The organism is Microbacterium gawkjiense, from assembly GCF_031932225.1.
Taxonomy (GTDB): domain Bacteria; phylum Actinomycetota; class Actinomycetes; order Actinomycetales; family Microbacteriaceae; genus Microbacterium; species Microbacterium gawkjiense.
The window spans coordinates 368,856-388,719 of record NZ_JAUZVV010000002.1 but is presented as its reverse complement, the minus strand read 5'-3'; the positions used below and the strand labels follow the sequence as shown (position 1 = coordinate 388,719).

Sequence of the window (19,864 nt, the reverse complement as noted above, 5' to 3'; positions counted from 1 at the left end):
TCACAGATCGAGCTCGGGCACATCGAGCCGAACCCTGAGTGTAGTCCGCGGCCCCGGACCCCGCCGTCGACCGCGGACGGCGTCGGCGACGACCGAGGCCCGCAGCTGCTCGGCCACCGCCCGCCCGTGCGCGTAGTCGACCCGCACCAGCGCACGCGCGCCGTCGTCGGTCGGCACCGGCCCCAGCACGCTGAGGGGACCCAGGCCCGGAACCTCCTCGCGCAGCTCGGCGAGGGCGCGGTCGACGGATGCCGCGGCTCCCTCGACGGCGGCGACCCGGACCGTCGGCGGCATGAGCAGCGGCGCCCGATCGGACAGTTCCGCACGGGCGTAGGCCGCGTGCGTCCAGGTCGCGAGCGCGCGGGCAACCGGACCGGTGACCCCGACGAGGTGGACGGGAGCGCCGGGCGCCGCGAGGGCGGCGGCGTTCGACCACCACCGGAGGCACGACTCGCCGATGCGCAGCTGCTCGGCCATGAGCATTTTGTCGCCGTCCAGGAGGATCACCGCGCGGTACCCACCCTCGGCGGGCGGCTCCGCGCCCCGCGTCGCGATGACGAGGGCGGGACGGGCGTCGACGGACGCGACGGGGTGATCGCCGTCGGCGACGACGACCCGGATGCCGGGGAACGCCCGCCCGAGCTCGTCGGCGGTGCGCTCGCTGCCCGACGACGCCATCCGGAACCGCGTTCCCTGGCAGTTCGCGCAGGTCCAGTTCGGCGCCGACCGGCCGCACCAGCCGCAGTCCGGGGTGGCTCCCGGCCGGCGCGCGCGGAGCGGGCCCGCGCAATGCCGACACCGCGCCGGGTGACGGCACTCGGCGCACACGAGTACGGGCGAGTACCCCGGACGGGCGACCTGCACGAGCACGGGACCGTGCTGCAGGGCATCGCGCGCGGCGGCGAAGGCCGCGGACGGCACGCGGGCGCCCCGGTACTCGGCCTCGTGCGTGGCCGACAGGACGACCCGCGGGCTGACGCGGCGCTGCGCGGGCACCTCCCGCACCCAGCCGAGCTGGACGAGGCGTTCGACGTCCGTCGTCCGGGTGTGACCGGCGAAGACGAGGGCGGAATGCTCCTCCTCCTGCCGCACGAGCGCCGCATCGCGGGCGTGGACCCCGGGACTCAGCGGCTCGGCGAGCAGCGGGTCGCCGTCGTCCCACAGGAGGACCGCACCGACGTCGTGGGCCGGGGCGTAGACGCTCGACCGGTTGCCCACCACGATGCAGGGCGCGGGGCTCAGCATGCGGAGGTAGGTCGCGAATCTCTCCGGACCCGACCGCCGGGCGTCGTCGCGGACGACGGCATCCGCCGGCACGAGCGCCGCGAGCGCCTCCAGGACCTGCGACTGGTCGCGGTGGTCCGGCACGACGATGAGCGCGCTCCGGCCGCCGTCCAGGACGAGGGTCGCGAGCGACGCGAGCAGATCCGCCCACGCGCCGCGCAGCTGCCCGGGCGAGGGATGCGGGGGCGCATCCACCGCGAGCCGCTCCCCCGCGAGGACCGCATCGGCGAGCCCGGGGTACGCCGATGCCACCGCGCGTGCGCGGGTCGCGGCATCCGGGTCCACCGTCGGCGCCGCGGGGGGCTCCGCCGCCACCCACGCCTTCTCGGCGCGCACCATCCGTTTGGGGACAGCCAGACGCAGGATGTCGCTCGCCGAGCCGGCGGCACGGTCCGCCACCCGTCGGGCGAGCCGGTAGAGCTCGTCGGGGAGGATCGGGACGAGGGAGACGACTGCGGCGACCTCGGACAACGGCCGCCCGCCCGGCTCGACCTCGGCGCGCTCGATGACCCAGGCCTCGACCACGCGTCCGGCGCTCCGCAGCGGCACCTTCACACGCACGCCCGGGCGGACGTCCTCTCGGAGGGCGCTCGGGACCGCGTAGTCGAAGAGCCGATCGAGCTGCGGCAGCGGCGAGTCGATGAGGACCCGCGCGACGTCGATCACGGGGTCAGAGACCGGCGGCGGCCCGCAACGCGTCGACGCGGTCGGTGCGCTCCCAGGTGAACTCGGGGAGTTCGCGCCCGAAGTGCCCGTACGCGGCGGTCTGCGCGTAGATGGGACGCAGCAGGTCGAGGTCGTCGATGATCGCCTGCGGACGCAGGTCGAAGACGTCGCGGATCGCGGCAGTGATCGCCTCGTCGGAGACGTGACCGGTGCCGAACGTCTCGACGTAGAGCCCGACCGGCGCGGCCCTCCCGATGGCGTAGGCCACCTGCACCTCGAGACGATCCGCCAGACCCGCCGCGACCGCGTTCTTGGCGACCCAGCGCATCGCGTAGGCCGCCGAACGGTCGACCTTGGACGGGTCCTTGCCGCTGAACGCCCCGCCGCCGTGTCGGGCGGCGCCGCCGTAGGTGTCGATGATGATCTTGCGTCCCGTCAGGCCCGCATCGCCCTTCGGACCGCCGACGACGAAGGGGCCGGCCGGGTTGATGACGTACCGGACGTCCGAGACGTCGAGCCCCGTCTGGGCGAGCACGGGGTCGATGACCTCGGCCTGGACCGCCGCGCGGAGCGCCGGCAGGGAGATGTCGGGGTGGTGCTGCGTGGACAGCACGACCGTGTCGACGGTGCGCGGCGTCGTGCCGTCGTACCCGAGGGTCACCTGCGTCTTGCCGTCGGGACGGAGGAAGGGCAGAGCGCCGCTGCGGCGGGCGTCGGTCAGCCGTTCCGCGAGGCGGTGCGCCGTCCAGATCGCGGTCGGCATGTACTGGGGCGTCTCGTTCGTGGCGTAGCCGAACATGATGCCCTGATCGCCCGCCCCGAGCGCGTCGACGGGGTCCACCGAACCGCCTTCGCGGTGCTCGAGCGCGTTGTCGACACCCGCGGCGATGTCGCCGGACTGCTCGCCGATCGAGACCGTCACGCCGCAGGAGTCGCCGTCGAAGCCGGTCTCTGACGAGGTGTAGCCGATGCGGTTCACGACACGACGGACGATCCCGGGGATGTCGACATAGCCGTCGGTGCGCACCTCGCCCGCGACGTGCACGAGCCCCGTCGTGACGAGGGTCTCCACGGCGACGCGGCTGCCGGGGTCGACCTCGAGCAGGGCGTCGAGGATGCTGTCGGAGATCTGGTCGCAGATCTTGTCGGGGTGACCTTCGGTCACGGACTCCGACGTGAACAGGCGCAGCGCGGTCATCGGTCCTCCAGAGGGCGGATCGGGGGTGTGGAAACCATCATGCCCGCGGTCCCCGACACCGGGGATTCGCGGGCATGAGGATGACGCCGTGTGGCGCCCGGGTCATGACGTCGAGGTCACTCGGCCGCGCGCAGGCGCAGCTTGTCCTCGTGGATCTCGTGGAGGGCGATCGTGAGGGGCTTGTCCTCGACGTTCGAGTCGACGAGGGGGCCCACGTTGTCGAAGAGGTTGCCCTCGTGGAGGTCCGAGTAGTAGTCGTTGATCTGACGCGCACGCTTGGATGCGTAGATCACGAGCTGGTACTTCGAGTCGACCTTGTCGAGCAGTGCGTCGATGGGCGGGTCGATGATGCCCTGGTCACGGTTGGCCATGGTGGTCCTCCAGGATCGGTGAGGCGAGAAGACTGCACGGACGCGCGTGTGCGCGGCGCGGCATCCCGCCAGTCTACAGGGCGCGCGGTGGTTCCGCCGCGCGGGCGGTCACCGGCCGAGCAGCTGCCGCTTCGAGCTCAGCACTCCGGTGTCGAACCCGGCGAGGTGCAGCCCGCCGTGGAAGCGCGCGTGCTCGATCTTGACGCAGCGGTCCATGACGACCGACAGTCCCGCGTCGGCGGCGATCTTCGCGGCTCCCTCGTGCCACGAGCCGAGCTGCAGCCAGAGGGTCGAGGCGCCGGCATCCACCGCCTCCTGGGCGACGCCCGGCAGGTCGTCGTGCTTTCGGAACACGTCGACGATGTCGGGGGCGACGGGGAGGTCGGCGAGCGAGGCGTACGCGGGCTGCCCGAGGATCTCAGTGGCCCGCGGGTTGACGTAGTACACGTCGTACGGCGAACTCCCCCGCAGGTAGGTCGCGACGAAGTAGCTCGCCCGCGCCGGGTTGTCGGAGGCACCGACGATCGCGACCGTCTTCGCCCGGCGGAGGATCTCGAACCGTTCCTGCGCGCCGGCAGCGGGCCACGTGCGGGGGGCGGAGTGGTGCCCGGCGGGCGTGGGCAGGGCGCACGCGTTCGCGTCGCTCATCGGTTGACTCCTGTGGCTCTAGTGAGGGCCCGGTCGAGGTCCCAGATGATGTCCTCGGGGTCTTCGAGACCGACCGAGATGCGGATGAGGTCGGCGGGGACGCCGGCGGCGACGAGCTGCTCGGCGCTCAGCTGCTGGTGCGTCGTCGAGGCGGGGTGGATGACGAGGGTCCGCGCGTCGCCGATGTTGGCCAGGTGCGACGCGAGCTGCAGCGCGTCGATGACGGCCTCGCCCGCCTGCCGCCCCGCGGCCACCCGCTCCTCCTCCGTCGACGTGTCGTCGCCCGCCTTCACGCCGAAAGCGAAGACCGACCCCGGCCCGAGCGGCAGGTACTTCTCCGCCCGTGCGTGGTGCGGATGACCGGGAAGCCCCGCCCACGTCACGAACGAGACGCGGGGGTCGGAGTCCAGCCACTCGGCGACGATGCGCGCGTTCGCGAGATGCGCGTCGATGCGCTGCGGCAGGGTCTCGACGCCCTGCAGCAGCAGGAACGCGGAGTGCGGGCTGAGCGCCGCGCCGATGTCGCGGAGCTGCTCGGTGCGGAGCTTGGTCAGGAAGCCGTACTCGCCGAAGTTGTCCCACCAGCGGATGCCGCCGTAGGAGGCCACCGGCTCGGTCATCTGCGGGAACTTCCCGTTGCCCCAGTCGAACGTCCCCTTCTCGACGACCACGCCGCCGAGGGTGGTGCCGTGCCCGCCGAGGAACTTGGTGACCGAATGGATGACGATGTCCGCGCCGTGCTCGAGCGGCCGGGCGAGGTAGGGGGTCGCGAGGGTCGAGTCGACGACGAGCGGGATGCCGGCCGCGTGAGCGACCTCGGCGAGCCCCTCGATGTCGGCGATCTCGCCCGACGGGTTGCCGATCGTCTCGACGTAGAGGACCTTCGTCTCGGGCCGGATCGCCGCGGCGTAGTCGGCCGGATCGCTCGAGGCGACGAACGTGGTGTCGACGCCGAAGCGGCGGAGCGTCACGTCGAGCTGCGTGACGGTGCCGCCGTAGAGCTGCGCCGACGCGACGACGTGGTCGCCGACGCCGACGAGGGCGGCGAACGTGATGAACTCCGCACTCATCCCCGACGCCGTCGCGACCGCGCCGATCCCGCCCTCGAGCGATGCGAGGCGCTCCTCGAGCGCGGCGACGGTGGGGTTGCCGATGCGGGAGTAGATGTTGCCGTACTTCTGCAGCGCGAAGAGGTTCGCGGCATCCGTCGCGTCGTCGAAGACGAACGAGGAGGTCTGGTAGATCGGCACGGCGCGGGCGCCCGTGGCGGCATCGGGGGTCCCCCCGGCGTGCAGGGCGCGGGTGCGGAAGCCGAAGCGGTGTTCGTCGGTCATGTCTTCTCTTTCGGGATGCCGCGTGTCAGGCCGCGGCGAGGGCGGCGGCGATCTCTGCGACGGCGTCGGGGTTCTGCAGCGACGTGGTGTCGCCGAGCGGCGCGGGCTCGCGGCCGGCACGGCGGTCCTGCTCCGCCTGCCACAGCTGTGCGAGCAAGCGGCGGAGGATCTTGCCGGAACGGGTCTTCGGTAGGTCCGGGACGACGACCACATGGCGGGGCTTGGCGACCGGCCCGATCTCGCGCGCGACGTGCGCGCGGAGGTCGGCGGCATCCGGCCTCCCCGCCCCGGACGGGACGACGAAGGCCGCGACCGCGTGGCCGGTGACGGGATCGGCGACACCCGTCGTGCCCGCCTCGCCCACCGTCTCGTGCGCCACGAGGACCGATTCGATCTCGATCGTCGACAGGCGGTGACCGGAGACGTTCACGACGTCGTCGAGTCGCCCGAGGATGCGGATGTGGCCGTCGGCGTCGCGGGTCGCACCGTCTCCCGCGACGTAGTAGCCGCCGTACTCCCCGTGCCCGGCGTAGGCCGACCAGTACGCGTCGCGGTAGCGGTCCGGGTCACCCCAGACGGTCCGCGCCATGCCCGGCCAGGGCCGCCGCACGACGAGCGTGCCCGAGCGTCCCGGCGGGACCTCGCGGCCCTCGTCGTCCATGACGGCCGCGTCGATCCCCGGCAGCGGGACGGTCGCGGAGCCGGGCTTCAGGGTCGTGACGCCGGGCAGCGGAGCGATCATCGCCGCACCGGTCTCGGACTGCCACCACGTGTCGACGACGGGCACCTCGTCGCGGCCGAACGTGCGACGGAACCACACCCACGCGGCGGGGTTGATCGCCTCGCCCACGGTGCCGAGCAGGCGGATGCGAGACAGGTCGTGACCGGCCGGGAGCGCGTCCCCGAACCAGGTCATGAAGGTGCGGATGAGGGTGGGCGCCGTGTAGTAGACGGTCACCCCGTAGCGCTCGATGATCTCGAGATGACGCTCGCGGTGCGGCGCGTCGGGGGTGCCCTCGTAGATGACCTGCGTGAGACCGTTCGAGAGGGGGCCGTAGATCTCGTAGGTGTGCGCGGTGACCCAGGCGAGGTCGGCGGTGCACCAGTGCACGTCGTCGGGCTTCGCGTCGAAGTGCGCCCAGTGCGCCCAGCTCGCATGGGTGAGGTACCCACCCGAGGTGTGCACGAGACCCTTCGGCCTGCCCGTCGTGCCCGAGGTGTAGATGATGAAGAGCGGATGCTCCGCCTCGAACGCCGGCGCCACGTGGACGGGCGGCGCCGCGTCGACCACATCGTGCCACCAGACGTCGCGACCCGGGGTCCACGCGACCTCGTCGCCGGTGCGCCGGACGACCAGCACGTGCTCGAGGGCCGGCAGTCCCGCAGCCGCGGTGTCGGCGGCGGACTTCACCTCGACCGCTCCCCCGCGGCGGAACTGCCCGTCGCTCGTGACGAGCAGCTTCGCGCCGGTGTCCTCGAGGCGGAACCGCAGGGCCTCGGCCGAGAACCCGCCGAACACGAGCGAATGCACGGCGCCGATCCGCGCGCACGCGAGGGTGATCACGACCGTCTCGACGAGGACCGGCAGGTACACGACGACGCGATCGCCCGGACGGATGCCGAGGGCGGTCAGCGCGTTCGCCGCCTGCGACACCCGACGCTGCAGGTCCACGTACGTGACGGCGGTGCGGTCGCCGGGCTCGCCTTCGAAGTAGAGAGCGACCTTCTCACCTCGCCCGGCGGCGACGTGGCGGTCGACGCAGTTCACGGCGACGTTCAGGGTGCCCCCGTCGAACCAGCGGGCGACCGGGACGGCCAGTGTGCCGTCGTCGGAGCGGGCGGGGGGCTGCCAGTCGAGCGCGGTGTGCCAGGGGGTCGTCCAATCCAGGCGCCGCGCGGCACGCTCCCAGAAGGCCAGGGGATCCGCGGCAGCCTCCCCGTACGCATCGGCGGTCACGTTGGCCTGCGCGGCGAACGCTGCTGGCGCCGGGTACGTGCGAATCTCGACGAGGCGGAGCTCGTCGTCTGCGGTCGTCGAAGTCATGACCACTTCCGCAAGACACGGCGCTGGAGCAGGGTGACGAGCGCGTTCGAGAGCACCCCGAGGCCCGCCAGGATCACGATCGCCAGGAAGATGCGGTCGACGCGTCCTGTGCTCTGCGAATCGGTGAGCAAGTATCCGAGACCCATCGAGGCGGAGATGAGCTCAGCGGCGACGAGGAACAACCACGCCTGCGCGAGCGCCAGGCGCAGACCCGAGACGAGCGAGGGGACGGTCGCCGGCAGCTGGACGGTGCGGAACAGCTCCCACCCGCGGAGACCGAACGAGCGCGCCATCTCGACGAGGTGCGGATCGACATGGCGGAGGGCGCCCGCGACGGTCGTGAAGACCGGGAAGAACGCGCCGATCGCCACCAGCGTCACCTTCGGCTCCTCGCCGATGCCCATCCACAACAGCAGGAGCGGCACCAACGCCAGCGACGGGATCGCGCGGAAACCCGCGAGGATCGGGCTGAGCAGGACGTCCCCGGAACGGGTCAGCCCGACGACCGCGGCGACGGCGAGGCCCACGACGGACCCGACCGCGAAGCCGAGAACGACGCGCTGCACCGAGATCGCGATGTGGCGCCACAAGGTCCCGTCTTGGGCGAGCCCCACCGCCCCGTTCAGGACGTCGACCGGCGCGGGCAGGCGATAGGTCGGGATCACCCCGAACGCCGTCACCGCCTGCCACACGGCGAGGAGGGCGACGGGGACGACGAGTCCGCCCACGACGCGGACGCTCGTGCGGGACCAGAACGGCCGCACCGCCGCCGCACCCGAGGGCGCCGCGGCGGTGGTGGTCGCCTCTGCGGAGGCCGTCATGATCAGCCCGCGGCCTTCTCGGCGAACGTCGGCTCGATGATCGTGTCGAGCGCCGTGTCCACGGCATCCTGCCCACCGGTCACCGCGTCGGAGTCGACGAGCACCGGAGCGATCTTCTCGAGGACCGCCAGCTGGGCGTCGCCGGGGATGCCGCTGACGTCGAGGTTCGAGCGCTCGGAGATGACGGTGGTCGCGACGGCGGGGTCGATCCCGGCGACCTCGGCGAGGAGCGCCGCGGTCTCGTCGGGGTTCGCCAGAGCCCACTGGCGGGCCTCCTCGTACGCGTCGACGACGACCTGCGCGACGTCGGCGTGGTCGGCGAGGAACTCCTCGGTCGCGTTGAGGAAGCCGTACGAGTTGAAGTCGACGTTCCGGTAGATCAGCTTGTCGCCCGACTCGACCTCGGCGGCCGCCATGATCGGGTCGAGACCGGCCCACGCGTCGACCGACCCGCCGTCGAGGGCCGAGCGGCCGTCGGCGTGCTGCAGGTTCTGCACCTCGACGTCCGAGACGCCGAGACCGGCCGTCTCGAGCGCCTGCAGCAGGAAGAAGTACGGGTCGGTGCCGCTGGTCGCCGCGACCTTCTTGCCCTTCAGGTCGGCGACCGAGGTGATGTCGCTGTCAGGGCCGACGACGATCGCCGACCACTCGGGCTGCGAGTAGACATCGATGACCTTGATCGGCGAGCCGTTGGCGCGGGCCAGCAGCGCGGCGGAGCCGGCCGTGGATCCGACGTCGAGCGAACCGGCGCGCAGCAGCTCGTTGGCCTTGTTCGACCCGGCGGACTGCGTCCACTCGACGTCGACGTCGTCGCCGAGCGCCTTCTCGATGAGGCCCTGGTCCTTCACGACGAGGCTCAGCGGGTTGTAGGTCGCGAAGTCGATCGACAGCGTGTCGGTGGACCACTCCCCCGTGCTCTCGGAGGTGGAGGCGGCGTTCTCGCCGGCGAGGCACCCCGTGGCCATGAGCATCACCGCTCCCGCCACGACGATCGTGGGGGCGGTGCGGCGGATGACGGTGCTCATCGGGTCTCCTGAGGGGTCGAGCGGTGGGTGTCGACGCCGAGTCCGTCGAGGAGCTCGGCGCGGAGGTCCGTGAAGCCGCGATCGGCGCGGTCACGGGGGCGGATGCCGGGAACCTCGATCACGCGTGCGATCGAGGATTCCCGGGATCCGGCGTCGATCGCACGCAGCTGCAGCACGCGGTCGGCGAGGTAGAGGGCTTCCTCGACGTCGTGCGTCACGAGGACGACGGTCGTCGGTTCGGCGGAGTGGATGTCGAGGAGGAGGTCCTGCATCCGCAGCCGCGTGAGCGCGTCGAGGGCGCCGAACGGCTCGTCGAGCAGCAGCACCTCGGGTCCGCGGGCGAGGGCGCGCGCGAGGGATGCGCGCTGCGCCATCCCCCCGGAGACCTCACTCGGGCGACGCGTCGCGGCGGAGGTCAGCCCCACGAGGTCGAGCAGCTCGGCGACGCGGGCTCTCGTCGCGGCGCGCGCGGTGCCGCGCGGCATCCCGAGTTCGACGTTCTCGGCGATGCTGCGCCACGGCAGCAGGCGCGGCTCCTGGAAGGCGACGGCGGTGCGCTCGTCGGTGTCGCGGAGCGGCGTGCCGTCGACGGTCACCGACCCCGCGGTCGGGGTGTCGAGGCCTGCCAGCAGACGCAGGAGCGTGGACTTGCCGCACCCGGACGGACCGACGACGGCGACGATCTCCCCGGGGTCGATCGTCAGGTCGACGCCGCGGAGCACCGGGACCGCGCCGTTCGCGCCGGCGAAGGTGCGTTCCACACCCGCGAGCGACACCGCCCCGGGTGCCGCGGCGGGACTCGACGCAGGCGCGGTGGCGGTCAGGACGGTGGACATGCGTCCAGCTTTCCGGACCGCCGCCGTCCCGCCTCATCGGCTGTAACGGTCTGAAACGAATCGTTCCCAGCGGGCGTCAGCGGGCGAGGTCCGCCACTTCGGCGGCAGCCCGGGCGACGTCGTCGTTCACGACGCGGTAGTCGAACTCGCCCTGCGAGGCCAGCTCGACCCGGGCGGTCTTCAGACGGCGTGCGCGCTCCTCCTCGCCCTCGGTGCCCCGCCCCACGAGGCGGTTCACGAGCTCGTCCCAGCTCGGCGGCAGAAGGAAGACGAGCGTCGCGTCCGGCGCGGCGGCCCGCACCTGGCGCGCGCCCTGCAGGTCGATCTCGAGGAGGACCGTGCGGCCCTCCGCGAGGGCGGCGTCGATGGGACGGCGCGGCGTGCCGTACCGGTAGGCATTGTGGACCGTCGCGTGCTCGAGAAGCTCGCCGGCTGCGACCATCCGGTCGAACTCGGCGTCGTCGACGAAGAAGTAGTGCTCGCCCTCGACCTCTCCCGGCCGGGGCGGCCGCGTCGTGGCCGAGACCGACAGCAGGATCTCGGGGTGGTGCTCCTTGATGTGCGCGGCGACGGTGCCCTTACCGACCGCGGTGGGACCCGCCAGGACGATCAGCCGGCTGCGCTCGGCGCGCGCGCGGGGCTCGGGCAGGCGACGATCGAGGTACTCCTGCAGCACCTGACGCTGACGGATGCCGAGACCGCCGATCTTCTTCACCGGTGCGATCTGCAGGTCGGCGAGGATGCGGTCGCGCTTGCCCTCGCCGATGGCGGGGATCGCGGTCAGGAATTCGGTCACGCGCATGGCGGCCGCCGCGGACTGGGGCTCGGCCCACGCGCGTCGCAGGAGGTCCTGCGGGCTGATGACGCGCGTCGAGACGTCGCGCTTGAGCGCGGCACGCTCGCGGCGTGCCGCGACGGCGCGTCGCGATGCGGCGGCGCGGTCGACCTCGGGAGGGGTGCGGGAGTCAGGCATGTCGTGCGTCCTGGAGTTCGGAGTTGTGGGTGTCGATGGCCGCGCCGATCCCGTCGGGACCCGCACCGAGGATGCTGCGGCTCGCGCTGGCGAGCACCTGCGGTGCGAGCGGACCGAACCGCTCGGTGAGGTCGCGCAGGCGGGCACCCTGCGCGCCGAATCCCGGGGCCAGGATCGATGCGCGGTGCAGCGAGGCATCCGACAGTCCGAGGTCGGCGCGTTCCACTGTAGCCCCGACGACGAACCCCACCGGTCCGAACCGGTCGTCCCCGACGACGGCCGAGGCGTTGGCGGCTCCGGCACGCTGGGCGACCCAGTCGGCCACCGTCTGGCCGCGCTCCGCGTCGACGGCCGTGACCTCGGCCGATTGGAGGCCCGCGGCCTCGGGGTTGCTCGTCGCGGCGAGGACGTACACGCCCTTGCCCGCACGCACGGCGGTCGCGATCGTCCCGCGCAGCGAGTCCGGGCCGAGGTACGGGCTGACCGTCACGGCATCCGATTCCAACGGGGACCCGGCCGCCAGCCACGCCTCGGCGTAGCCGTCCATCGTCGTGCCGATGTCGCCGCGCTTGGCGTCGGCGATCACGACGAGCCCCGCCGCCCGCGCGGTTCCGATGACCTCTTCGAGCGCGGCATAGCCCGCGGAGCCGTAGCGCTCGAAGAACGCCACCTGCGGCTTGACGACGCCGACGCGGGTGCGCGCGGCATCCACCACCCGCAGGCCGAACTCGCGGACACCCGCAGCGGATGCCGGGAGCCCCCACGCGTCCAGGAGGGACGCGTGGGGGTCGATCCCGACGCACAGCGGGCCGCGGGCGTCGACCGCCGCGGCCAGCCGTGAACCGAATGAGGTCACACCGCCGCCTTCCGGTCGGCGGCGTACTCCTGCAGGCTCCGGACCGCGAAGCCCTCGCGGAGGACCGGCATCGCGGACACCGCGGCGCCGAGGACGGCCATCGTCGTGAACAGCGCCTTGTCGGCGGCCACGGCGGCGGCGCGGATCTCGTACCCGTCGGCGCGGGCGATGCCGCCCGAGGGCGTGTTCACGACGATGTCGATCTCGCCCGCGTTGATGAGGTCGACGACGTTCGACTCACCGGAGTCCTGCGTCTCGGAGTACTTCGAGACGACCTCCACCCGGATGCCGTTGCGGGCCAGGATCTCGGCCGTGCCCTCGGTGGCGATGAGCGTGTAGCCGAGCTCCTGCAACCGGTGGGCGGGCAGGATGACGGCGCGCTTGTCGTCGTCGGCGACCGACAGGAACACGGTGCCCGAGGTCGGCATCCCGCCGTACGCGGCCGCCTGGCTCTTCGCGAACGCCGTCGGGAAGTCCCGGTCGATGCCCATGACCTCGCCGGTCGAGCGCATCTCGGGGCCGAGCACGGAGTCGACCGTGCGCCCGTCGGCGGTGCGGAACCGCTTGAAGGGCAGCACGGCCTCCTTCACGGCGACGGGGGCGTCGAGCGGAACGCGCGAGCCGTCCTGCTCGGGCAGGAGGCCTTCGGCGATGAGCTCGGCGATCGACGCGCCCGCCATGATGCGGCTGGCGGCCTTGGCCATCGGGATGCCGAGGGCCTTGGACACGAACGGCACGGTGCGCGATGCGCGCGGGTTGGCCTCGATGACGTAAAGGACGCCGGCCGAGACCGCGAACTGCACGTTCAGCAGGCCCCGTACCCCGACGCCCTCGGCGATGGCGTGGGTCGCGGTGCGCACGCGGTCGATCTCGCCGCGTCCGAGCGACATCGGCGGCAGGGTGCACGACGAGTCGCCGGAATGGATGCCGGCCTCCTCGAGGTGCTCCATGACGCCGCCGATGTAGAGCTGCTCGCCGTCGAAGAGCGCGTCGACGTCGATCTCCACGGCGTCGTCGAGGAAGCGGTCCACGAGCAGCGGCGCGTCCTCGCGGATGATCGCCTGGTCGGCGATGCGGACGAAGTAGTCGCGCAGGCTCTCGGTGTCGTAGACGATCTCCATGCCGCGTCCGCCGAGCACGAAGCTCGGGCGCACCAGGACGGGGTACCCGATCTCCTCGGCGATCGCGATGGCGCCCGCCTCGTCGGTGGCCGTGCCGTGGCGCGGCGCCATGAGTCCCGCCCGGTCGAGCAGCTGCGAGAACTGCTCGCGCTCCTCGGCGATGTCGATCGCGGCGGGCTTCGTGCCGAGGATCGTGTAGCCGGCGGCCTCGATCCCCTTCGCGAGTCCGAGCGGGGTCTGACCGCCGAGCTGGCAGACGACGCCGACGATCTCGCCTGACTGCGCCTCGGCGTGCAGGACCTCGAGGACGTCCTCGAGCGTGAGCGGCTCGAAGTAGAGCCGGTCGCTCGTGTCGTAGTCGGTCGAGACCGTCTCGGGGTTGCAGTTGACCATGATGGTCTCGAATCCGGCATCCGACAGCGCGAAGGACGCGTGGACGCACGAGTAGTCGAACTCGACGCCCTGGCCGATGCGGTTCGGGCCCGAGCCGATGATGACGACCTTGCGGCCCTCGCTCGGCGTGACCTCGGTCTCGCGGTCGTACGAGGAGTAGTGGTACGGCGTGAGTGCGGGGAACTCGCCCGCGCACGTGTCGACGGTCTTGTAGACCGGGCGCAGTCCGACGCCGTGACGGATGCCGCGCACCTCCGCTTCGCCGAGGCCGCGGATCTCCGCGATCTGGGCGTCGCTGAAGCCGTGGTCCTTCGCGAGGCGCAGGACGTCCTCGGTCAGCTCGTCGGCCTCGCGGATGTACTCGGCCACCTCGTTGATGAGGATCATCTGGTCGAGGAACCACGGGTCGATCGCCGTCGCCTCGAACGCCTGCTCGAGCGTCGCGCCCTTGCGCAGCGCCTGCTGCAGCACGACGATCCGGCCGTCGGTCGGGGTCTTCGCGATCTCGAGGAGCTCCTCCACCGAGCGCTCCTCGGCGCCCCAGTGGAAGCTCGAGCCGCGCTTCTCGAGGGAGCGCAGCGCCTTCTGCAGGGCGGTCGTGTAGTTGCGGCCGATCGCCATCGCTTCGCCGACCGACTTCATGGTGGTCGTCAGCGTCGTGTCGGCGGCGGGGAACTTCTCGAAGTTGAAGCGGGGCACCTTGACGACGACGTAGTCGAGCGTCGGCTCGAAGCTCGCCGGCGTCGCCTTCGTGATGTCGTTGGGCACCTCGTCGAGGCGGTAGCCGATCGCGAGCTTCGCGGCGAGCTTGGCGATAGGGAAGCCGGTCGCCTTCGAGGCGAGGGCCGACGAGCGCGAGACCCGCGGGTTCATCTCGATGACGATGATGCGGCCGGTCTGCGGGTCGACGGCGAACTGAATGTTGCAGCCGCCGGTGTCGACGCCGACGGCGCGGATGATGTCGATGCCGATGTCGCGGAGCTTCTGGTACTCGCGGTCGGTCAGCGTCAGCGCCGGCGCCACGGTGATCGAGTCGCCCGTGTGCACGCCGACCGGGTCGACGTTCTCGATCGAGCACACGACGACCGTGTTGTCGGCGGTGTCGCGCATGAGCTCGAGCTCGTACTCCTTCCAGCCGAGGATCGACTCTTCCAGGAGCACCTCGGTCGTGGGAGAGTCGCGCAGGCCCGCGCCGCCGATGCGGCGGAGGTCCTCCTCGTCGTACGCGAAGCCGGAGCCCAGCCCGCCCATCGTGAAGGAGGGGCGGACCACGAGCGGGTAGCCCAGCTCGGCGGCGCCGGCGAGCAGGTCGTCCATCGTGTGCGCGATGACGCTGCGGGCGACATCGGCGCCGGACTCGAGGACGAGCTCCTTGAAGACCTGACGGTCCTCGCCCTTGCGGATCGCGTCGACCTTCGCGCCGATGAGCTCGACACCGTACTTCTCGAGGATGCCGCGGTCGTGCAGCGCCATCGCGGCGTTGAGCGCCGTCTGGCCGCCGAGGGTCGGCAGGATCGCGTCAGGCTTCTCCTTGGCGATGATCGTCTCGATGACCTCGGGGGTGATCGGCTCGACGTAGGTGGCGTCGGCGAAGTCGGGGTCGGTCATGATCGTCGCGGGGTTCGAGTTGACGAGGATGACGCGCACGCCCTCCTCGCGGAGGACCCGGCACGCCTGGGTGCCGGAGTAGTCGAACTCGCAGGCCTGACCGATGACGATCGGGCCCGATCCGATGACGAGGACGCTGTTGATGTCGTCGCGCTTAGGCATTCTGGGTCGTCTCCTGAGTGGCGATCACGAGGTCGCGGAAGCGGTCGAAGAGGTAGTTGGCGTCGTGCGGGCCGGCGGCGGCCTCGGGGTGGTACTGCACGCTGAACGCCGGGAGGTCGAGGGCGCGCAGGCCCTCCACCACGTTGTCGTTGAGACCGACGTGGCTCACCTCGACGCGGCCGTAGCCGTTCGGGCTGTCGATGACGCCCTCGATGGGCGCGTCGACGGCGAACCCGTGGTTGTGCGCCGTGATCTCGACGCGACCGGTCGTCTTGTCGAGGACGGGCTGGTTGATGCCGCGGTGCCCGAAGGGCAGCTTGTACGTGCCGAACCCGAGAGCGCGGCCGAACAGCTGGTTGCCGAAGCAGATGCCGAAGAAGGGCAGGCGCGCATCCAGCACCTCGCGCAGCAGCGCGACGTGACGGTCGGATGCCGCGGGGTCGCCGGGGCCGTTCGAGTAGAAGACCGCCACCGGGTCGATCGCCTGGATGTCGGCGAACGTGATCGACTGCGGCAGGATGTGCACCTCGAACCCGCGGGCGGCGAGGTTGTTCACGGTGGCCTGCTTGACGCCGAGGTCGAGGATCGCGAGGTTGCCGATCTTCTCGCCCACCGCCGGGGTCACCTCGGCGGCGGCGACCGAGACGTCGGCGGACAGGTTCTGCCCACTCATCTCGGGCGCCTCGCGCACGATGCGCAGCTGCTCGTCGTCGGTGAGGGATGCGGCATCCCCCGAGAAGACGCCGCCGCGCATGGAGCCGGCCGAACGGAGCACACGCGTCACCGCGCGGGTGTCGACGCCGCTGATCCCGACGATGCCGTCGCGGACGAGGGCGTCTTCGAGCGAGTGGTCGGCGCGCCAGTTCGAGACGATGCGCGACGGGTCGCGGAGGACGTAGCCCGACACCCAGATGCGGCGCGACTCGTGGTCCTCGCCGTTCATGCCGGTGTTGCCGATGTGGGGCGCGGTCTGCAGGACGATCTGACCCGCGTAGGACGGGTCGGTGATGGTCTCCTGGTAACCGGTCATCGCGGTGGCGAAGACGACCTCGCCAAGGGTGGTGCCGCGCGCGCCGTAGGCGTGACCGGGGTGGCGGGAACCGTCTTCGAGGACGAGGACGGCGGGTTCGGGAGCCTGGAATCTCTGAATGCTCATGCGTCGCTTCCGGGAGTCTGCTGGGGGGAGGTGGGAGTGGGGGTGGCGGGGAGGATCCCGGCGATCGCGTCGGCGAGCGAGCGGGCCGAGGTGTCCTGCGGGCGGAGGTAGCTGTCGACGAGGGTGCCCTCGGGCGTCGTCCACGCGACCCGGACGAGCCCGTCGCGCTCGACGACCCGGTCGATGGCGACGGTGGCCTGTCCCGCGTCGACGAGGCGGTCCGCCGCGAGGAAGACCCGCGGCTGGCCGGTCAGATCGAGCGCGACGCCGCGGTCGGTGACGGTGACGTCGACGCGCGAGCGGAAGGCGAGCCCGCGGATCGCGAGCCGCTCGAGCGGCTCGTCGTGGCGCGTCGTCGCGACGTACAGTCCCTCGGACCGCAGTCGGGTCGTGGCGCCGGCCGGTGCCTCGCCGACGGGAGCGGTCAGACCCGCATCCCGCCGGGATCGTCGTCGCCAGGCGAGGAGGCCCGCGAGGATCAGCAGTGCCGCGACCGCCGCCATGACGAGGCCGGCGGCCTCGCGGCTCACGGGGCGACCTCGTCGACGACGACGCCGTCCGCCACGGTCTGTCGCCCGCGGAAGAACGTCGCGCGCACCTCGCCCGGCAGCTCGCGCCCGAGGTAGGGCGAGTTGACGCTCCGGCCGCGCAGGTCGTCGGTGCCGAACACGCGGACCGGGTTCGCGTCGTAGAGGGTGAGGGATGCCGGGGCGCCGACCGCGAGCGGCGTGCCGGCGTCGGCGAGGCGGCCGATGCGGGCCGGAGCGGTCGACATGACGCGCGCCACGTCGGCCCACTCCAGCAGACCGGTCTCGATCATCGCGGCGTGGACGACGCGGAGCGCCGATTCGAGCCCCACCATGCCGTTCGCCGCCGCCTGCCACTCGCACGTCTTCGCCTCGGCGGGGTGCGGCGCGTGGTCGGTCGCGACGATGTCGATCGTGCCGTCGGCGAGACCCTCGCGAACTGCCATCACGTCCTCGTCGCGCCGCAGCGGCGGGTTCACCTTGAACCGCGGGTCGTACCCGCGGACGAGCTCCTCGGTGAGCAGCAGGTGGTGGGGCGTGACCTCGGCGGTCACGTGGATGCCGCGCTTCTTGGCCCACCGGATGAGGTCGACCGATCCCGCAGTGGAGAGGTGGCACACGTGCACGCGCGATCCGACGTGCTCAGCCAGCAGCACGTCGCGGGCGATGATCGACTCCTCGGCGACCGCCGGCCAGCCGGTGAGCCCGAGCTCCGCCGAGACGGTGCCCTCGTTCATCTGCGCGCCCTCGGTGAGCCGCGGGTCCTGCGCGTGCTGCGCGACGACGCCGTCGAAGGACTTCACGTACTCCAGCGCGCGCCGCATGATGAGCGGGTCGAACACGCAGAAGCCGTCGTCGCTGAAGACGCGAACGCGGGCCCGCGACGACGCCATGGCGCCGAGCTCGGCGAGCCGCTCCCCCTTCTGTCCGACCGTGACGGCGCCGATCGGCTGCACGTGGACGTAACCCGCGGCCTCGCCGAGGGCGAGCTCCTGCTCGACGACTCCGGCGGTGTCGGCGACCGGCGACGTGTTCGGCATGGCGAAGACGGTCGTGTAGCCGCCCGCGGCAGCCGCCCGCGACCCGGTCAGGATCGTCTCGGACGCTTCGTAACCGGGCTCGCGGAGGTGGGTGTGCAGGTCGACGAGTCCCGGCAGCGCGATCAGGCCGTCGGCATCCACCGTCCGCGCCCCGGCGGCGCTGAGTCCGGAACCCAGCTCGGCGATGACACCGTCCCGGATCAGGATGTCGGCGGCGATGCCGCCGTCGATCCGCGCTCCGCGGATGAGGGTGGTCTCGGTCATCGGGCCTCCTCCTGTGCGTCGTGGGTGGGTCGCTCCCCCGCCAGGAGCAGGTAGAGCGCCGCCATGCGCACCGACACCCCGTTCGCGACCTGTTCGAGAACGGTCGAGCGTGGCGAATCGGCGGCGTCGGCGGAGATCTCCAGACCCCGGTTCATGGGCCCGGGATGCAGGACAATGCTATCGGTCGGCAGGGCGGCCATCCGCGCGGCATCCAATCCCCAGCGCCGCGAATACTCCCGCTCAGTCGGGAAATAGGCGGCGTTCATCCGCTCGAGCTGGATGCGGAGCATCATGACCGCGTCGGGGGCGTCGGCGATGGCCTGATCGAGGTCGTAGAGGACGGTGACCGGCCACGCCGTCACGTCCTGCGGGACGAGGGTCGGCGGCGCGACGAGGGTGACGCGCGCCCCGAGGGTCGTGAGCAGCCAGACGTTCGACCGGGCGACGCGTGAGTGCAGGATGTCGCCGACGATCGCGACGTGCAGGCCCGACAGGTCGCGACCCCGACTGTCGTCGCCGAAGAAGCGCTTGCGGATCGTGAAGGCGTCGAGCAGCGCCTGCGTCGGGTGCTCGTGGGTCCCGTCACCCGCGTTCAGGACGCCGGCGGAGATCCATCCGCTCGTCGCGAGCGTGTGGGGGGCACCGGAGGCGCCGTGGCGGATGACGACGGCGTCGGCCCCCATCGCCTGCAGGGTCTGGGCCGTGTCCTGGAGTGACTCGCCCTTGGAGACGGACGACCCCTTCGCCGAGAAGTTGATGACGTCGGCGGAGAGTCGCTTGGCCGCCGCCTCGAAGGAGATGCGGGTGCGGGTCGAGTCCTCGAAGAAGAGGTTCACGACCGTCTTGCCGCGGAGCGTCGGGAGCTTCTTGATCTCGCGCGACTGCGTGTCGCGCATGTCCTCGGCGACGTCCAGGATGCGGAGGGCGTCGGCGCGGCCGAGCGTGCGGGTGTCGAGCAGGTGCCTCATGACGCGATCGTCACCTCCTCGGCGCCGTCGACGTCGGCGAGGCGGACGTTGACGCGCTCGTCGCGCGAGCTCGGCAGGTTCTTGCCCACGAAGTCGGGCCGGATCGGCAGTTCGCGATGACCGCGGTCGACGAGGATCGCGAGCCGCACGGCGGCGGGACGGCCGATGTCCTGCAGCGCGTCGAGCGCCGCGCGGATGGACCGCCCCGAGAAGAGCACGTCGTCGACGAGGACGACGGTCTTGGCGTCGATCCCGCCGGCGGGGATCTCCGTCGGGCGCGGGGTGCGGGTCGGGTTGCGGTGCAGATCGTCGCGGTACATGGTCACGTCGAGCGCGCCGACCGGGACGGTGGCCCCGGTGAACGAGGCGATGAGTGACGCGATCCGCTCGGCGAGGGTGACGCCGCGGGTGGGGATCCCGAGGAGCACGAGCCCGTCGGGGCCCTTGTTCGACTCGAGGATCTCGTGAGAGATGCGCGTGAGTGCGCGGGCGATGTCGCTGTCGTGCAAGACGATGCGCGAAGTCATCCGCCGCTCCCTTCTCCGCCTCACAGGACGGTGTTAAAGGTT

Annotated in this window: 17 protein-coding genes; all 17 read right to left on the bottom strand. The window is 71.8% G+C overall.

All coding sequences use genetic code 11. From position 1 onward, the window contains the following. Window positions 1-1,950, bottom strand: coding sequence for a primosomal protein N' family DNA-binding protein (locus Q9S71_RS09990; RefSeq protein WP_311862118.1), 1,950 nt, complete (start codon window positions 1,948-1,950; stop codon window positions 1-3). Between the two features lie 4 nt (window positions 1,951-1,954). Continuing rightward, window positions 1,955-3,148 carry a methionine adenosyltransferase gene (metK, locus tag Q9S71_RS09985; RefSeq protein ID WP_311862116.1) on the bottom strand — a complete coding sequence of 398 codons (1,194 nt, stop codon included), beginning with the start codon at window positions 3,146-3,148 and terminating at the stop codon, window positions 1,955-1,957. A 116-nt stretch (window positions 3,149-3,264) separates the two neighbouring features. Continuing rightward, the gene (gene rpoZ, locus Q9S71_RS09980; protein ID WP_064002061.1) at window positions 3,265-3,519 is read right to left on the bottom strand and encodes a DNA-directed RNA polymerase subunit omega; all 255 of its coding nucleotides are present in this window, start codon (window positions 3,517-3,519) and stop codon (window positions 3,265-3,267) included. Between the two features lie 108 nt (window positions 3,520-3,627). Beyond that, window positions 3,628-4,167: a CoA-binding protein gene (locus Q9S71_RS09975; protein WP_311862112.1), complete on the bottom strand. Its 540-nt coding sequence runs from the start codon at window positions 4,165-4,167 to the stop codon at window positions 3,628-3,630. Beyond that, on the bottom strand, window positions 4,164-5,501 hold the full coding sequence (locus tag Q9S71_RS09970; RefSeq protein ID WP_311862111.1) for an O-acetylhomoserine aminocarboxypropyltransferase/cysteine synthase family protein: 1,338 nt from the start codon (window positions 5,499-5,501) through the stop codon (window positions 4,164-4,166). The genes Q9S71_RS09975 and Q9S71_RS09970 overlap by 4 nt, the downstream gene beginning before the upstream one ends. Window positions 5,502-5,526: 25 nt before the next feature. Beyond that, window positions 5,527-7,545, bottom strand: a complete 2,019-nt coding sequence (acs, locus tag Q9S71_RS09965) for an acetate--CoA ligase (protein ID WP_311862108.1) — start codon at window positions 7,543-7,545, stop codon at window positions 5,527-5,529. Continuing rightward, window positions 7,542-8,366, bottom strand: a complete 825-nt coding sequence (locus Q9S71_RS09960) for an ABC transporter permease (protein WP_311862106.1) — start codon at window positions 8,364-8,366, stop codon at window positions 7,542-7,544. The genes acs and Q9S71_RS09960 overlap by 4 nt, the downstream gene beginning before the upstream one ends. A gap of 2 nt (window positions 8,367-8,368) precedes the next feature. After that, the gene (locus Q9S71_RS09955; protein WP_311862104.1) at window positions 8,369-9,391 is read right to left on the bottom strand and encodes an aliphatic sulfonate ABC transporter substrate-binding protein; all 1,023 of its coding nucleotides are present in this window, start codon (window positions 9,389-9,391) and stop codon (window positions 8,369-8,371) included. Then, complete coding sequence (locus Q9S71_RS09950; RefSeq protein ID WP_311862101.1) at window positions 9,388-10,227, bottom strand: ABC transporter ATP-binding protein; 840 nt, start codon at window positions 10,225-10,227, stop codon at window positions 9,388-9,390. The genes Q9S71_RS09955 and Q9S71_RS09950 overlap by 4 nt, the downstream gene beginning before the upstream one ends. Window positions 10,228-10,303: 76 nt before the next feature. After that, window positions 10,304-11,200 carry a guanylate kinase gene (gene gmk, locus Q9S71_RS09945; protein WP_311862097.1) on the bottom strand — a complete coding sequence of 299 codons (897 nt, stop codon included), beginning with the start codon at window positions 11,198-11,200 and terminating at the stop codon, window positions 10,304-10,306. Then, the gene (gene pyrF / locus Q9S71_RS09940; RefSeq protein ID WP_311862095.1) at window positions 11,193-12,056 is read right to left on the bottom strand and encodes an orotidine-5'-phosphate decarboxylase; all 864 of its coding nucleotides are present in this window, start codon (window positions 12,054-12,056) and stop codon (window positions 11,193-11,195) included. Before pyrF ends, gmk begins: the two co-directional genes overlap by 8 nt. Next, entirely contained in the window at window positions 12,053-15,340 is a 3,288-nt protein-coding gene (gene carB / locus Q9S71_RS09935) for a carbamoyl-phosphate synthase large subunit (RefSeq protein ID WP_311862093.1), read from the bottom strand. Before carB ends, pyrF begins: the two co-directional genes overlap by 4 nt. Further along, window positions 15,333-16,496 (bottom strand): glutamine-hydrolyzing carbamoyl-phosphate synthase small subunit, encoded by a 1,164-nt coding sequence (carA, locus tag Q9S71_RS09930; protein WP_311862090.1) that lies wholly within the window; start codon window positions 16,494-16,496, stop codon window positions 15,333-15,335. Before carA ends, carB begins: the two co-directional genes overlap by 8 nt. After that, a complete protein-coding gene (locus Q9S71_RS09925) occupies window positions 16,493-17,026 on the bottom strand; it encodes a PH-like domain-containing protein (protein WP_311862087.1) in 534 nt (177 codons plus the stop codon). Before Q9S71_RS09925 ends, carA begins: the two co-directional genes overlap by 4 nt. Further along, window positions 17,023-18,327, bottom strand: a complete 1,305-nt coding sequence (locus Q9S71_RS09920) for a dihydroorotase (protein ID WP_311862083.1) — start codon at window positions 18,325-18,327, stop codon at window positions 17,023-17,025. Before Q9S71_RS09920 ends, Q9S71_RS09925 begins: the two co-directional genes overlap by 4 nt. Continuing rightward, window positions 18,324-19,295 carry an aspartate carbamoyltransferase catalytic subunit gene (locus tag Q9S71_RS09915; protein ID WP_217531931.1) on the bottom strand — a complete coding sequence of 324 codons (972 nt, stop codon included), beginning with the start codon at window positions 19,293-19,295 and terminating at the stop codon, window positions 18,324-18,326. The genes Q9S71_RS09920 and Q9S71_RS09915 overlap by 4 nt, the downstream gene beginning before the upstream one ends. Continuing rightward, on the bottom strand, window positions 19,292-19,822 hold the full coding sequence (gene pyrR / locus Q9S71_RS09910) for a bifunctional pyr operon transcriptional regulator/uracil phosphoribosyltransferase PyrR (RefSeq protein ID WP_217531933.1): 531 nt from the start codon (window positions 19,820-19,822) through the stop codon (window positions 19,292-19,294). The genes Q9S71_RS09915 and pyrR overlap by 4 nt, the downstream gene beginning before the upstream one ends. Window positions 19,823-19,864: the final 42 nt, after the last annotated feature.

What these genes read in the sequence shown, in the direction of transcription:
- metK (WP_311862116.1), bottom strand. Translation starts at nt 3,148, where the DNA reads ATGACCGCGCTGCGCCTGTTCACGTCGGAGTCCGTGACCGAAGGTCAC.
- rpoZ (WP_064002061.1), bottom strand. Translation starts at nt 3,519, where the DNA reads ATGGCCAACCGTGACCAGGGCATCATCGACCCGCCCATCGACGCACTG.
- Q9S71_RS09975 (WP_311862112.1), bottom strand. Translation starts at nt 4,167, where the DNA reads ATGAGCGACGCGAACGCGTGCGCCCTGCCCACGCCCGCCGGGCACCAC.
- Q9S71_RS09970 (WP_311862111.1), bottom strand. Translation starts at nt 5,501, where the DNA reads ATGACCGACGAACACCGCTTCGGCTTCCGCACCCGCGCCCTGCACGCC.
- acs (WP_311862108.1), bottom strand. Translation starts at nt 7,545, where the DNA reads ATGACTTCGACGACCGCAGACGACGAGCTCCGCCTCGTCGAGATTCGC.
- Q9S71_RS09960 (WP_311862106.1), bottom strand. Translation starts at nt 8,366, where the DNA reads ATGACGGCCTCCGCAGAGGCGACCACCACCGCCGCGGCGCCCTCGGGT.
- Q9S71_RS09955 (WP_311862104.1), bottom strand. Translation starts at nt 9,391, where the DNA reads ATGAGCACCGTCATCCGCCGCACCGCCCCCACGATCGTCGTGGCGGGA.
- Q9S71_RS09950 (WP_311862101.1), bottom strand. Translation starts at nt 10,227, where the DNA reads ATGTCCACCGTCCTGACCGCCACCGCGCCTGCGTCGAGTCCCGCCGCG.
- gmk (WP_311862097.1), bottom strand. Translation starts at nt 11,200, where the DNA reads ATGCCTGACTCCCGCACCCCTCCCGAGGTCGACCGCGCCGCCGCATCG.
- carB (WP_311862093.1), bottom strand. Translation starts at nt 15,340, where the DNA reads ATGCCTAAGCGCGACGACATCAACAGCGTCCTCGTCATCGGATCGGGC.
- carA (WP_311862090.1), bottom strand. Translation starts at nt 16,496, where the DNA reads ATGAGCATTCAGAGATTCCAGGCTCCCGAACCCGCCGTCCTCGTCCTC.
- Q9S71_RS09920 (WP_311862083.1), bottom strand. Translation starts at nt 18,327, where the DNA reads ATGACCGAGACCACCCTCATCCGCGGAGCGCGGATCGACGGCGGCATC.
- Q9S71_RS09915 (WP_217531931.1), bottom strand. Translation starts at nt 19,295, where the DNA reads ATGAGGCACCTGCTCGACACCCGCACGCTCGGCCGCGCCGACGCCCTC.
- pyrR (WP_217531933.1), bottom strand. Translation starts at nt 19,822, where the DNA reads ATGACTTCGCGCATCGTCTTGCACGACAGCGACATCGCCCGCGCACTC.